This is a genomic window from Kitasatospora purpeofusca (assembly GCF_000718025.1).
GTDB lineage: Bacteria > Actinomycetota > Actinomycetes > Streptomycetales > Streptomycetaceae > Kitasatospora > Kitasatospora purpeofusca.
Map to the genome: position 1 here is coordinate 213,040 of NZ_JODS01000014.1, position 13,181 is coordinate 226,220.

The window sequence follows — 13,181 nt, forward strand, 5'->3', positions numbered from 1 at the left end:
GGTCAATTCGAGCACGGAGAAGACCCCGGGAACGACGACGGGCCGCACCCCCGAGGTGGGGGTGCGGCCCGTACGGAACGGCTCGGAGCGTCAGCCGGCCAGACGCTCCGCCGCCGCGTCCAGGCGGGCCAGGGTCCGCTCGCGGCCCAGCACCTCCAGCGACTCGAACAGCGGCAGACCCACGGTGCGGCCGGTGACCGCGACCCGGATCGGCGCCTGCGCCTTGCCCAGCTTCAGCCCGTGCTCGGCCGCGACGGCCTCCAGCTCGGCCTTCAGCGCGTCGGCCTTCCAGTCGGCCACGGCGAGCTTCTCGCGGGCGGTGCGCAGCAGGGCCAGCGCGCCGTCCTTGTCCTTCATGGCCTTCGCCCAGGACTGCTCGTGCTCCACCGGCTCCGCCAGGAACAGGAAGTCGACCTGCTCGACGATCTCGCTCAGCACCGCGATCCGGGACTGCGCCAGCGGGGCGAGCTCGGCGAAGGCCTTCGCGTCGAAGGCCTCGGCCGGCCACGGCGCGCGGTCGGCGGCCAGGTACGGCGCGCAGGCGGCGATGAACGCGTCCACGGTCAGGGCGCGGATGTACTCGCCGTTGAACGAGCGCAGCTTCGCCACGTCGAAGAAGGCAGAGCCGGCGTTCACCTCGGAGATGCTGAACAGCTGCTCCAGCTCGGCGTACGGACGGATCTCGACGTCGTCCTTCGGGCCCCAGCCCAGCAGCATCAGGTAGTTCACCATCGCCTCGGGCAGGTAGCCCTCGGCCAGGTAGTCCTCCAGCGCCACCTTGTCGCGGCGCTTGGAGAGCTTCTGCCGCTTCTCGTTGACGATCACCGGCAGGTGCGCCCAGACCGGCGGGGTGGCGCCGAGGGCCTCCCACAGCAGCTGCTGCTTCGGGGTGTTGGACAGGTGCTCCTCGCCGCGGATGACCTCCGTGACGCCCTGCTCCAGGTCGTCGACCACGTTGGCGAGCAGGAACACCGGGCTGCCGTCGCCGCGGGCGACGACGAAGTCCTCGATGGCGGAGTTCGGGAAGGCCGGCTCGCCGCGGATGAGGTCGACCACGACGGTGGCGCCCTCGTCCGGGGTCCGGAAGCGCAGCGCCCGGCCCTCGGCGTACTCCAGGCCCCGCTCGCGGCAGAAGCCGTCGTAGCCGGTCTGGGCGGAGCCGGTGCGCTCGGCGGTCTGCTCGCGGGTGCAGTCGCAGTAGTAGGCGCGGCCGGCCGCGTACAGCTTCTCGGCCGCGGCGCGGTGGGTGCCGGCGTTGGCGGACTGGAAGTACGGGCCCTCGAAGGCCGGGTCGCCCTCGTGGATGCCGATCGCGGCGAGGGCACTGATGATGCCGTCGGTCCACTCGGGCTTGTTGCGGGCTGCGTCGGTGTCCTCGATCCGCAGGACGAAGACACCGCCCTGCTGTCGTGCCGTCGCCCAGTTGTACAGCGCAGAGCGGGCACCGCCGACGTGGAACATGCCGGTGGGGCTCGGAGCGAAACGGACGCGGACGGGACGGGAAACCTCGGTCATGGAACCAAAGGGTATCGGGCCGGGGACCGGTCCCCGTCACGTGCACCCCGCGCCGGGCCCGGGCGCGGCGTGCTACGCGGCGTCCAGGTCGATCGCGTTCTTCGCCCGCTCGACGGACTCCTCGGCCGCCGGGCCGCCGGGGTTCTCGGTGGCGAGGGCCTGGTTGAGGGCGACGAAGGGGCGCATCCGGCGCTCGTAGCGCTCGTAGGCCGCGCGGTGTCCGGCGCCGGCGTCCCGGGCCCGGCCGAGTTCCTGGGCGAGCACGTAGGCGCCGACCAGGGCCAGGCTGGTGCCCTGGCCGGAGAGCGGCGAGGCGCAGTAGCCCGCGTCGCCGAGCAGCACGGTGCGGCCGGCCGACCAGGAGTCCAGGTGGACCTGCGCCATCACGTCCGCGTAGAAGTCGGTGGAGCGGTGCAGGGCGTCCAGCAGCCGGGTCCGCTCCCAGGGCAGCGCGGCCATCCGCTCGGCGACCGTCTTCCGGGCCGCCTCGGGGTCGCGCTCGACGGGCGTGTCGCTCGCCCAGCCGAAGACGATCCGCAGCTCGGTGTTGCCGCGCACCGGGTAGATGCCGTAGCCGGCCTCGCCGTCGCGCTGCCAGACCTGCCAGTCCTCCAGTCCGAGGAAGTTGTCGGCGGCGAAGATCGCCACATGGGTGCCGAGCGGGCTGAGGCAGTCCGCCTCCGGGCCGAAGGCGAGCCGGCGCACCCGGGAGTGGAGGCCGTCGGCGCCCACCACCAGGTCGAAGGTGCGCGGCTGCCCGTGCGCGAAAGTGACGTGCACCCCGCGCGTGTCCTCCTGGAGCGAGGTGATGCTGTCGCCGTGAACGAACTCGACCTCCGCCGGGGTGTGGTCGTGGAGGATCTCCACCAGGTCGCCGCGCAGCAGTTCGACGTCGCCGTTGTCGAGTCGGCCACTGCTGTAGGTGACCTCCTCCGAGCGGTGCAGCTCGGTGCCGTCGGCGCCGAGCACGGACATGCCGCGCATCCGGGTGCGGACGGCCCGGACCGGCCCGGTGAGGCCGGTCCGCTCGATCACGTCGAGGGCGACGCCCCGGATGTCGACGGCCTGGCCGCCGGAGCGCGGGCCGGGGGCCAGCTCGACGACGGTCGGGGCGAAGCCGCGGCGGGCCAGCCAGTGGGCGAGGACGGTGCCGGCGATGCCGCCGCCGGAGACGAGGACGTTCTGCATGGGTGCTCCCCTGGTTCGTTGTGCCCGGTACGGCGCCTTCCGCCGCGAACACCCTGAACGTACGCTGTACATACAGAGCCCCGCAAGCCCTGAAATCGCAGGTCAGAGCCGTTTCTGAGCTAGGACAGCAGGCATTTCGGAGCCGATTCCCCTGGTAGCGTCTGCGCTAGTACAGGCCGGGCGCGGCCGCCGAGAATTTCCCGAACAGGAGGGCGCCGCCGTGGCTCCCGAGACGGACCCGCCGTTCCGCCGCATCGCCGCCGACCTCCGGCGCCGGATCACCAGCGGCGAACTCGCCCCCGGCGCGCGCGTCCCCTCGAACCGGCGGCTCGCCGAGGACTGGGGCGTGGCCCTCGCCACCGCGACCAAGGCGCTCACGGTGCTCCGCTCGGAGGGCCTGGTCGAGGCCCGGCCCCGGGTCGGCACCGTGGTCGCCGCCGCGCCCGCGCCAGCCGGTCCAGCTGCACCCCGCCCATCCGCCGAAGAGGGCGAGTTGAGCCGCGAACGGCTGATCGCGGCCGCCCTGGGGATCGCCGACGCGGAAGGGCTCGCCGCCCTGTCCATGCGTGCCGTCGCGGCCCGGCTCGGCGTCGCCCCGATGACCGCCTACCGCTACGTCACCAGCAAGGACGAACTCGTCCTGCTCGCCGCCGACGCCGCCTTCGGCGAGGCCGGCTACCCCGCCGACCCGCCCGCCGGCTGGCGCCCCCGGCTCGAACTCGGCGCCCGCACCCTGTGGTCGCTGTTCCGCCGCCACCCCTGGCTCGCCGAACTCGGCCCCGTCACCCGGCCGTTGCTGCTGCCCAACCTGCTCACCCACGCCGAGTGGGCGCTCGCCGCCCTCGACGGCCACGGCCTCCCGGCCGCCACCGTCCTCGACATCCACGTGCTCTTCTACAGCTACATCGAGGGCCTCGCCGCCAACCTCGAACGCGAGGCCCGGGCCCAGGCCGCCACCGGCCTCACCGGCGACCAGTGGACCGACACCCGCTTCGCCGCCTTCGACACCCGCATCGCCGCGGCCCGCTTCCCGGTCTTCACCCGCCTGACGGCCGAGTTGGACGAGGGCTACGACCTCGACCTCGACACCCTCTTCGAATCCGGCCTCACCACCCTCCTCGACGGCCTCACCCCGAGGATCGAGGGGCGGGCCTGACGCTTCGTCACATGCCGTCCCGCCCCCGGAAGGTGCGGCGGTACTCGCGGGGCGGCACGCCCAGGCGGGCCGTGAACGGCGGCCGCAGCGAGACGGCGGAGGCGAAGCCGCAGTGGGCGGCGACCGTGTCCACCGGGAGGTCGGTGTCCTCCAGGAGGCGCTGGGCGGTGAGGATGCGCTGGTCGAGCAGCCAGCGCAGCGGGGTGGTGCCGGTGGCGGCGGCGAAGCGGCGGGCGAAGGTGCGTTCGGACATCAGGGCGAGGGCGGCCATCCGGCGGACGGTCCAGGGGGTGTCGAGTGCGGCGAGGACCTCGGTGCGGACGCGGGCGAGCGGGTCGTCCCCGGCGGGCGCGGGCTCGGGGACCGGGGAGGGGATGAACTGGGCCTGGCCGCCGGAGCGGAAGGGCGCGGTGACCATGGCGCGGGCGATCGACGCGGCCGCCCGTTCGCCGTGGGCCGCGCGGACCAGGTGCAGGCAGAGGTCGATGCCGGCCGCCACCCCGGCGGAGGTCCACAGCCGGCCCTCGCCGGTGAACAGCACCTCGGGCCGCACGTCCACCGCCGGGAAGCGCTCCGCCAGGTCCTCGGCCAGGGCCCAGTGGGTGGTGGCGGTACGGCCGTCCAGCAGGCCCGCCTCGGCGAGGACGAAGGCGCCCGCGCAGAGCGAGGCGACCGTGACGCCGCGTTCGTGGGCGGTGCGCAGCGCGGCGAGCACGGCCGGGTCGCGCGACTCCTCCGGGCGTTCCACGCCGGGCACGACCACCAGGTCGCAGTCGGCGAGCGCGTCCAGGCCGAAGTCCGGGACGCGTTCCAGCCCGCCGCCGAGCCGCACCCGGGCGCCGTCCGGGCCGCAGACCCGCAGGTCGAAGGCGGGGACGCCGGGGCGGCCCTCCTTCTCGGCCCAGACCTCGCCGATCACCGCGTAGTCGAACGGCCGCACCCCGTCGAAGACCAGACACCCCACCGTGCGCATGGGGGAAGCGTAGTGGCAGGATCGTATCGATGGGTGGCTCCACCGCCGCTCACGGGTGCGCCCGGGCCCGCCGCAGCATGGACGCATGACGAACACCAGCGCCTTCGACGCCCCGCTCACCATCGACACCGACGCCGTCCTGGTCGTCATCGACGTCCAGAAGGGCTTCGAGGACACCGCGTTCTGGGGCGAGCGCGACAACCCCGAGGCCGAGCAGCGGATCGGCGAACTGATCGACGTGTGGCAGGCCACCGGGCGGCCGATCGTGGTCGTCCAGCACGCCTCCTCCACCGGCCCGCTCGAACCGGGCACCCCCGGCTACGAGTTGAAGGACTTCGTGGCGGCGGTGGAGCCCGCGCTGCACATCACCAAGACGGTGAACAGCGCCTTCTACGGCACCCCGGACCTGCACGCCTGGCTCCAGGAGCGGGGCGCCCGGCAGGTGGTGGTCGCCGGGATCATCACCAACGTGTGCAACGAGACCACCGCCCGGATGGCGGGCAACCTCGGCTACGACACGGTCTTCCCGATCGACGCCATGCACGCCTTCGACATGACCGGCCCGGACGGCGTGACCCTCCCGGCCGCCGAACTCGCCCGGGCCACCGCGACGGTGCTGCACGCGATGCGGTTCGCCAAGGTGGTGCCGACCGCGGCGGTGGCCGCGGCGGCGAAGACCGGCGCGCCCGCCGACATCAGCTGATCCCGAGTCGGCCGGCGGCGCCCGCCGGGAAGGTCTCGGCAAGGAAGGCCTCCCAGGTGCGGGTGCCCCGGTCGGCGCCGGGCCGGGCGAGGTTGGCGCCCTCCCGGTAGCAGCGGCCCACCTTGCCGGGGGCGCGCAGCGGCAGCATCGGGCGGCGCTTCCCGGCGGCCAGCAGGTGGTCGCGGGTCAGGTCGCCGAGCGTGCGCACGGCCGGGCCCGCGAGGTCCGGGACGAGCCCGGCGGGCGCGGCCAGGGCGAGTTCGACCAGCCGCTCGGCGACGTCCCGCGAGTCCACCGGCTCCCAGCGGATGCCGCCCAACTTCGGGACGACCGGCAGCTTGGCCATCGCGGCCGCGGTCTTCGCCGTCAGGTCGTGGAACTGGGCGGCGCGCAGCACGGTGTACGGGATGCCAGAGCCGACGACGGCCTGCTCGGCGGCGTGCTTGGCCCGGAAGTAGCCGAGCGGCACCCGGTCGGCGCCGATCACCGAGATGTACACCAGGTGCTTCACCCCGGCCCGCCGGGCGGCGGCGACCAGGTTGCGGGTGGTGGCCTCGTCGTTCTTGGCGTCCCCGGCCAGGTGCAGGACCACCTCGACCCCGGCGAGGGCCGCGTCGACGCCCTTCCCGCCGTCCACCAGCAGGTCGCCGGCCAGGTACTCGACGCCGTCGGCGGCCGGTCGGGGGTTGCGGGTGAGCACCCGGACGTCGCGGCCGGCCGCCCGCAGCAGCGGTACGACGTGGCGGCCGAGGGTGCCGGTGCCGCCGGTCACGAGAACGGGGGCGTGGGTCGGGGTCGGGAGAGTCATGATCGTCACTCCTAGGACGAACGGAGGCCGCGCTTCCGGCGGACCCGCTAGCTTCGTGCTTCCGGAGCTTTGACCCACGGCGGCAGAGGAATGTGACACGGGTGGACGAGAATTTTCTGGCGGCGGACGCGGCGGACGACGCCGCGACCGCGAGGGGCGCCGGGTCGGGGGACGTGGACTCGTTCGAGGCGCACCGGCCGCACCTGCGGGCCGTCGCCTACCGGATGCTCGGTTCGATCGCCGAGGCGGAGGACGCCGTCCAGGACACCTGGCTGCGCTACGACCGCACCGACACCTCCGGGGTGGAGAACCTCGGCGGCTGGCTGACCACGGTGGTCGGACGGATCTGCCTCAACCAGCTGCGCTCGCGGGCCCAGCGGCGCGAGGAGTCCTTCGAGTCCCGGATCGGGGCGGGGAGCGGGGGCGGCGACATCGAGCCGCCGCGGATACCGGACCCGCTGCTCAGGCGGGCGGACGCGCCGGACCCCGAGCAGGAGGTGCTGCTGGCCGACTCGGTCGGGCTGGCGCTGATGGTGGTCCTGGAGTCGCTCTCGCCCGCCGAGCGGGTGTCCTTCGTGCTGCACGACATGTTCGCGGTGCCGTTCGAGGAGATCGCCCCGCTGGTCGAGAAGACGGCGGCGGCCACCCGCCAGCTGGCCAGCCGGGCCCGGCGCAAGGTGCAGGGCCGGGCGCCCGCGCCGGACCGGGACCTGGCCCGCCAGCGGGTGGCCGTCGACGCGTTCTTCGCCGCCACCCGCACCGGGGACCTCGACGCGCTGCTCGCGGTGCTGGACCCGGACGTGGTGCTGCGCGCCGACGGGGCCGCCGCCGGTCGGGAGCAGCGGCGTCCGGTGGTGCTCAACGGGGCCCGGACGGTCGCGGGCCAGGCGGTCATGTTCCGCGGCCTGTCGCCGTACGCGCGGCCGGCGCTGGTCAACGGCGCGGCGGGGGTCGTGGTGATCGGGGCGAACGGGCGGCCGGTGTCGATCATGGCGTTCACCGTGGTGGGCGGCGTGATCGTGGCGATCGACGTGCTCACCGACCCGGACCGGCTGGCCGCGCTGGACCTCACGGCGTTCGCCGACTGAGCCACCTCGGGCGGGCATGCGGCCGCCCCCGCACACCTGGGTGTGCGGGGGCGGCCGCGGTGCGTCCGTCGTGCGTCGGCCCTTCTCCGATCAGCCCTTCTTGGAGATGAAGTCGTACGCACCGGCGGCGACGTCGTCCAGGTACGGTCCGGCCTGGAACTTCGGGTCACCGGTGTGCTGCCCGACCGAGACGTTGCTGACCAGCGCCGGCTTGCCGTCCTTGACCGCCAGCCAGCCGCCGCCGCTGGAACCGCCGGTCATGGTGCAGCCGATGGCGTGCATCGGCGGGCGGGTCGGGTCGTAGGACAGCCGGGTCGGCTTGCCGCTCTCGCAGCGGTTGAGCTCCATGCCGTCGAACGGCGGGGCCGCCGGGTAGCCGTACTCGGTGATGCTGAGCTGCTCGCGCGGGGCGTTGAACCAGACCGGCACGGCGCCGCCGACCGTCTCCTCCAGCGACTTGCCGCCCTCGCCGGGCTGCACCCGGATGATCGCGAAGTCGTACTGGGTGGCCGGCGAACCGCCGTCCCCGCCCTCGGCCTTCCACTGCGGCGAGGTGACCGCCTGGGTGGCGTTCCAGATGCCGAGCGGCGCGTACTGCGCCTCGTCGGCCTGCTTGCCGCCGCTCAGCGCGCCGTTGCTGTTGAACGCCGGGATGAAGGAGATGTTGCTGAAGTACTTGCCGCCCTTGCCCTGGTGGATGCAGTGGCCGGCCGTCCAGACCAGGTTGCTCTTGCCGGGGTGGGCCGGGTCGGCGACCACCGTGGCGGAGCACTGGTAGTGGCTCAGCCCGGCGGCGGCCTCGGCACCGCTGCCCGGCGCGTCCGCGAACAGCTTCCCGTGCACGGCGAGCTTGGTGTACGGGTGCGGGAGCGGCTGGGCGTTGACGGTCTTCGGCAGCGGGTCGTTGCCGTTGTCGGCCGGCTGCGCGGGCTGGGCCGGCTGGGCCGGTGCCTGCGAGGGCTGGGCGGGCTGGGCGGGCGGCTGCGCGGGCTGGGCGGGCGGCTGCGCGGGCTGCGCCGGAGCCTGGGTGGGCTGGGCCGGCGGGGCCGGGGCCTGCGAGGCCGGCTGCTGGGTGTTCGACGGCTTCGGCGGCGCGGGCGGCGGGGTCGGGTGCCCCGGCTGGGTGGGCTGGCCGGCCGGCGGCTTGCCGGGCGTGGTGGCCGGGGCCGTCGGCGCACCGGGCGCCGTCGGCTGCCCGGGCTGGGCCGGCTGCGAAGGCTGGGCGGGCTTGGCGGGCTGCGAGGGCTGCGCCGGGGCCTGGGTGGGCTGCGCCGGTGCGGCGGGCGGTGCGGGCGGCGGCGGGAGCGGCTCGTTGGGCTTGGCCTTGAGCAGCTTGTCCAGCGTCCAGAAGCCCTTGGCGGCGGCCGGGAGGGCGTAGTCCTTCGCCCACTTCTCCCAGTCGTCGAACTTCCACTTCTTCAGGTCTTCGAGGTTGGCCGGCAGCCCGATGTTCGGTGCCGCGCCCGCACCCGCGGTGACGGCGGTGTCGGCCGAGCTGTTGTCCGGGCCGCAGGCCGCGGTGGTGAGCAGCGTCAGCGCGAGCGCCGAGGCGCCGAGCGCCGTCCTGGCGGCGTGCGCGGTGCGACGGCGCCCGCTGCTTCTGTCAGAAAAAGACATGAACTTGTGTTCCCCCTGTGTGAAAAACACCCGGCGCCGCCGGAGCGGCGCCGGGTACTGCGCGGGGGAGTATTCCACTCTCTGTCAGAACGGCCGCCACCCGCCCCCGTCAGCGGCCGACCGAACCGTCCAGCAACTCCCGCAGGATGTCGGCGTGTCCGGCGTGCCGGCCGGTCTCCTCGATCATGTGGACGAGCAGCCAACGCATCGACGGCGCCTCGGCGTTGGGCCGCAGCGAGCGCACACCGGGCCGGTCCGGCCAGGCCGCCGCCGACCCGATCACCTCGTTGGCCCGGGCGATCGCCTCCCGGTACGCGGCCACCGACCCGGCCACCGTCTCGTCGCCGGGCGAGGGCGCGTCGTCGTCCCACAGGTCGACGTCGTCCCCCCGGTAGGCCCAGAGGAACCAGTTGAGTTCGACGGCGGTCAGGTGGCGCACCAGCCAGAGCAGGCTCGTCCCGGAGGCGACGCCGGGCCGGCGGGCGTCCTCGTCGGACAGCCCGTCGGTCTTGGCGATCACACAGGTGCGCAGGTAGTCGAGGAAGGTGAGCAGCGTGGTGTGCTCGTCGGCGTTCAGCCCCGGCGGCCGGAGGTCGGCCCGCACGGGGGCGTCGGTGTTGTCGGTCACCCGGCCACCCTAGGAGGCCCCGCCCACAGCCCCACCCACAGCGATGTCCTTCGGACCGTCACCAGCCCTGGGCGTGCAGCCAGTCGGCCAGGTGCCGGGCGCAGTCGTCGACCGACTCCTGCCAGCTGTGGGCGGCGCCGTCGCCCGCCTCGTCGCTGACGTGCTTGACCAGGCGGACCGGCAGGCCGGCCCGGTGGGCGACCGCGGCAACGGCGTAGCCCTCCATGTCCACCAGGTCCGCGTGCTCGGCGAGGCGGTCGCGGGCGGCCGGGTCGGAGACGAAGAGGTCGCCGGTGGCCAGGACCGGCCCGTCGCCGCCCTTGCCGACGACCAGCGGCGCGCCGTAGGTGCGGCCGGTGAGGGCGTACAGGGCGGGGGTGTCCAGGTCGTGCTGGATCACCTGGGTGACGGTGTGGATGCCCTCCCAGCCGGGGCGCAGGGCGCCGGCGGTGCCGAGGTTCACCACCTCGGAGGGGTGCTGCCCCCCGGCGAGGACGGTGGCCAGCGCGGCGGCGGCGTTGACCTTGCCGATGCCGGTGAGCAGCACCGGAAGGCGGTCGCCGAGGTGGGCGGCCTCCTCCCGGACGGCGACGACGAGCAGCGGACGGTCGGCGGAGATCGTTCCCAGAAGGCGCATGGCGTCATCGTACGAAGGACCGGGCCGCCGGGGCGGACCCGCACCGCGAGCGCCCCGGGAGCGCGCCCGGCCGGTTCACGCCGCCGAACGCGCCGCGGACACCTCGGCGCGGACGCGACTCCCACACAACCGGACCCCAATCCTCCGCTCTACTCGGGAACCGCGTAGGGTGCGTGCCGCGTCGACCCGTTCGCCGCACGGCCCGTGGGGGGACGGACCGGCGGGCGAAGCAGGGACGGACAGCTCAAGATCCGCGCAACTCGGGTGTGGCCGCGGGGAGTGACGGCCATACTGCTGGCAACGGCCGGGCCCCCGAAACGGGGGGCGGGCCACAGGGGAGGGGGTGGCTGGTGGCGACACCGGTACGCACGGAGGGGCCGGGCGCGCACACGCCGGAACGGCCCGCGGGTACGGTGCCGGCCCAGCGACGGGCCGGCGGCACGGGGGCGGTGGTCCTGCCGAGCGGGCCGCTCGCCCGGCTGGGGCGGGCCACCCGGACGGCGCCGGGCCGGCTGCGACTGGCCGGAGCGCTGCTCGCGGTACTGACCCTGGCGTTCGGCGCGCTGACCGCCGTCCAGGTGAACTCCCGGGCCGCGGCGGCGCAGCGGGTGGTCGACAACAGCCAGCCGCTGAGCCAGGCCGCCGCCGACATCAACCGCTCGCTGGCCGACGCGGACGCCACCGCCGCCACCGGCTTCCTACTGGCGGGCGCCGAACCGCGGGCCGTACGGGACCGCTACGAGCAGGACCTCAGGACGGCCTCCCAGCTGATCGCCGAGTCCGCCTCCCGCACCCCCGCCTCCTCGCAGCTGCGGGAACTGCTCTCCAAGCTGAACCAGCAGGTGCCGGTGTACGCGGGGCTGGTGGAGACCGCCCGGGCCAACAACCGGCAGGGCTACCCGCTCGGCGGCGCCTACCAGCGGTACGCCTCCGAGCAGATGCGCACCGTGCTGCTGCCGGCCGCCGCGCAGTTCTCGGCCGCCGAGAACGCGCTGCTGGCCGAGGACATGAAGGCGGCCCGGGCCACCCCGTGGGCCGGGTACGCGCTGGGCCTGCTGGCGTTGGCCGGACTGGTCTGGGTGCAGCTGACGCTGTTCCGGCGGACCAACCGGGTCTTCAACATCGGGCTGGTGGCCGCCACCGCCGCCGTGCTGGCCGCGGTGCTGTGGCTGACGGTGGCCGCGAACGGCGCCGCCACGGCGCTGGCGCGCGGCGACCGCGAGGGCGGAGTGCCGCTGCGGGCGCTCAACTCGGCCCGGGTGGACGTGCTGACGGCCCGCCTGGCGGAGAACCTCCACTACGTGGCGCGCGGCTCCAGCGGCGTCTACGCCGACCTGTGGTCCAAGACCACGGAGCACCTGGTCACCTCCGACCCCGGGCGCGCCGGACCCGGCACCCTGCTGCAGGCCCAGTCGCTGGCACCGCGGGCGGCCGAGGGGCCGATCGCCCAGGCCGTGGCCGACTACCAGCAGTGGCGCGAGCGGCACACCGCCGCGAGCAAGCTGGAGAACGACGGCGACTACCAGGCCGCGCTGGACGCCACCGTGACGGCCCGGGAGGCGGACGCGCCGAAGACGGCGGAGGCCGCGTTCGCCGCCGCCGACCGGCAGCTCGCCGACGCGGCGGTGCTGGAGGAGGGCGAGTTCCGGGACGCCGCGCTGGGCGTCGACGAGGATCTGCGCACCGCGGCCGCGGCGATCGCGGTGCTGGGCCTGCTGGCCGCGGCCGCGGCCCTGCGCGGCCTCGGCCGCCGACTGGCCGAGTACCGGTAGAGGGGGGACGGAAGCATGGTCACGAGCACGAGCACGAGCACCGGTCGGGACCGGGGCCGGGGCCGGGCGGCCGCGCTGCGCGGGGCCCGGACGGCGGCGGCGCTGGCACTGCTGGCGGGCGGCGCCCTGGTCCTGGGCACGGGCGGGCCGCAGGAGCCCTCCGCGGCCGGCGCACCGCGCCAGGTACCGCTGGCGGCGCAGCAGGAGCAGTCCGGGCAGTCGGAGCAGAGCGGGCAGGCCGACTGCGACCTGTACCGCAGCGTCCCGGCGAGCACCGAGGACGGCCCGGCGGTGAAGGCGATCAAGGCCAAGCGCAGCCTGGTCGTCGGCATCGACCTGAACAGCTACCGGTGGGGCTCGCGCAACCCCAACACCGGGCAGGTGGAGGGCTTCGACATCGACCTCGCCCGGGCGATCGGCACCGCGATCATGGGCGATCCGGACAAGGTCGTGCTGAAGGCGGTGCCGACCGCCGACCGGATCAAGTTCATCCAGGAGGGCCGGGTCGACATCATCGTCCGGACCATGTCGATCACCTGCGAGCGGATGGAGCAGGTGGCCTTCTCCCGCCCCTACTTCACCACCAGCCAGCGGGTCCTGGTGCCGAGGTCCTCCCCCGCGAAGACCATGGACGAGGCGCTGAACGGCGCCACCGCCTGCGCCGCCTCCGGCTCCTCGGCCGAGGAGGAGCTGAAGACCCGTCCGGTGAAGCAGCTCGTCACCGTGCAGAACCACCTCGACTGCCTGGTGCTGATGCAGCTCGGCAAGGTCGACGCCACCATGACCGACGACGGGCTCGCGGCCAGCCAGGCCGCGCAGGACCAGACCGTCCGGGTGCTCGACGGCGAGGTCCGGCCGGGTGTGATGGGCGTCGCGATGCTGAAGACCAGCACCGATCTGACGGCCCGGGTGAACCAGGTGCTCAACGACTACTACAACGGCGGCAGCTGGCGGCGGGCGTACGACACCTGGCTCAAGCCCTACCTGCTGGACGACGCCGACCGGCACTGGCCGACGCCGCGGTGACGGGAGCGGCGGGCCGCACCGACGGTTCCTCGACGACCGGGCCCGGCCCGGCGGCGGGGGCGCGCGCTAG

Annotated in this window: 12 protein-coding genes; 5 read left to right on the plus strand and 7 right to left on the minus strand. The window is 74.5% G+C overall.

The genetic code is table 11. The annotated features are described in order from the left end of the window. Positions 1-90 precede the first annotated feature (90 nt). Both gltX and IF01_RS0121260 read right to left on the minus strand, forming a co-directional pair. Positions 91-1,461, minus strand: coding sequence for a glutamate--tRNA ligase (gene gltX, locus IF01_RS0121255; protein ID WP_030395061.1), 1,371 nt, complete (start codon positions 1,459-1,461; stop codon positions 91-93). Positions 1,462-1,587: 126 nt separating this feature from the next. Further along, positions 1,588-2,703: an FAD-dependent monooxygenase gene (locus IF01_RS0121260; protein WP_030395062.1), complete on the minus strand. Its 1,116-nt coding sequence runs from the start codon at positions 2,701-2,703 to the stop codon at positions 1,588-1,590. A gap of 220 nt (positions 2,704-2,923) precedes the next feature. On the opposite strand from IF01_RS0121260, the gene IF01_RS0121265 reads away from it, so the two are divergent. Then, a complete protein-coding gene (locus IF01_RS0121265) occupies positions 2,924-3,859 on the plus strand; it encodes a TetR/AcrR family transcriptional regulator C-terminal domain-containing protein (protein WP_030395063.1) in 936 nt (311 codons plus the stop codon). A gap of 7 nt (positions 3,860-3,866) precedes the next feature. On the opposite strand, the gene IF01_RS0121270 is transcribed toward IF01_RS0121265, so the two are convergent. Beyond that, a complete protein-coding gene (locus IF01_RS0121270; protein ID WP_030395064.1) occupies positions 3,867-4,832 on the minus strand; it encodes a GlxA family transcriptional regulator in 966 nt (321 codons plus the stop codon). Between the two features lie 85 nt (positions 4,833-4,917). Here IF01_RS0121270 and IF01_RS0121275 point away from each other — a divergent pair, with 85 nt between their 5' ends. Continuing rightward, complete coding sequence (locus IF01_RS0121275) at positions 4,918-5,535, plus strand: cysteine hydrolase family protein (RefSeq protein WP_030395065.1); 618 nt, start codon at positions 4,918-4,920, stop codon at positions 5,533-5,535. Here the strand turns inward: IF01_RS0121275 and IF01_RS0121280 are convergent. Next, positions 5,528-6,343: an SDR family oxidoreductase gene (locus IF01_RS0121280; RefSeq protein WP_030395066.1), complete on the minus strand. Its 816-nt coding sequence runs from the start codon at positions 6,341-6,343 to the stop codon at positions 5,528-5,530. The two genes, IF01_RS0121275 and IF01_RS0121280, sit on opposite strands and share 8 nt — an antisense overlap. Before the next feature lie 173 nt (positions 6,344-6,516). Between IF01_RS0121280 and IF01_RS0121285 the strand changes: the two genes are divergently transcribed. Next, positions 6,517-7,431 (plus strand): sigma-70 family RNA polymerase sigma factor, encoded by a 915-nt coding sequence (locus tag IF01_RS0121285; RefSeq protein ID WP_037780596.1) that lies wholly within the window; start codon positions 6,517-6,519, stop codon positions 7,429-7,431. A gap of 90 nt (positions 7,432-7,521) precedes the next feature. Here IF01_RS0121285 and IF01_RS44140 read toward each other — a convergent pair whose 3' ends face one another. The 3 genes from IF01_RS44140 to IF01_RS0121300 form a co-directional block, all read right to left on the minus strand. Next, positions 7,522-9,048, minus strand: a complete 1,527-nt coding sequence (locus IF01_RS44140) for a trypsin-like serine peptidase (protein ID WP_051755801.1) — start codon at positions 9,046-9,048, stop codon at positions 7,522-7,524. A gap of 109 nt (positions 9,049-9,157) precedes the next feature. Next, positions 9,158-9,676: a DinB family protein gene (locus tag IF01_RS0121295; protein ID WP_030395069.1), complete on the minus strand. Its 519-nt coding sequence runs from the start codon at positions 9,674-9,676 to the stop codon at positions 9,158-9,160. Positions 9,677-9,734: 58 nt separating this feature from the next. Continuing rightward, a complete protein-coding gene (locus tag IF01_RS0121300; RefSeq protein ID WP_030395070.1) occupies positions 9,735-10,313 on the minus strand; it encodes a nucleosidase in 579 nt (192 codons plus the stop codon). A 350-nt stretch (positions 10,314-10,663) separates the two neighbouring features. On the opposite strand from IF01_RS0121300, the gene IF01_RS0121305 reads away from it, so the two are divergent. Further along, a complete protein-coding gene (locus tag IF01_RS0121305; protein WP_149030384.1) occupies positions 10,664-12,085 on the plus strand; it encodes a GlnX family signal transduction membrane protein in 1,422 nt (473 codons plus the stop codon). 15 nt (positions 12,086-12,100) lie between these two features. After that, complete coding sequence (locus tag IF01_RS0121310) at positions 12,101-13,111, plus strand: glutamate ABC transporter substrate-binding protein (protein WP_051755803.1); 1,011 nt, start codon at positions 12,101-12,103, stop codon at positions 13,109-13,111. Positions 13,112-13,181 lie beyond the last annotated feature (70 nt).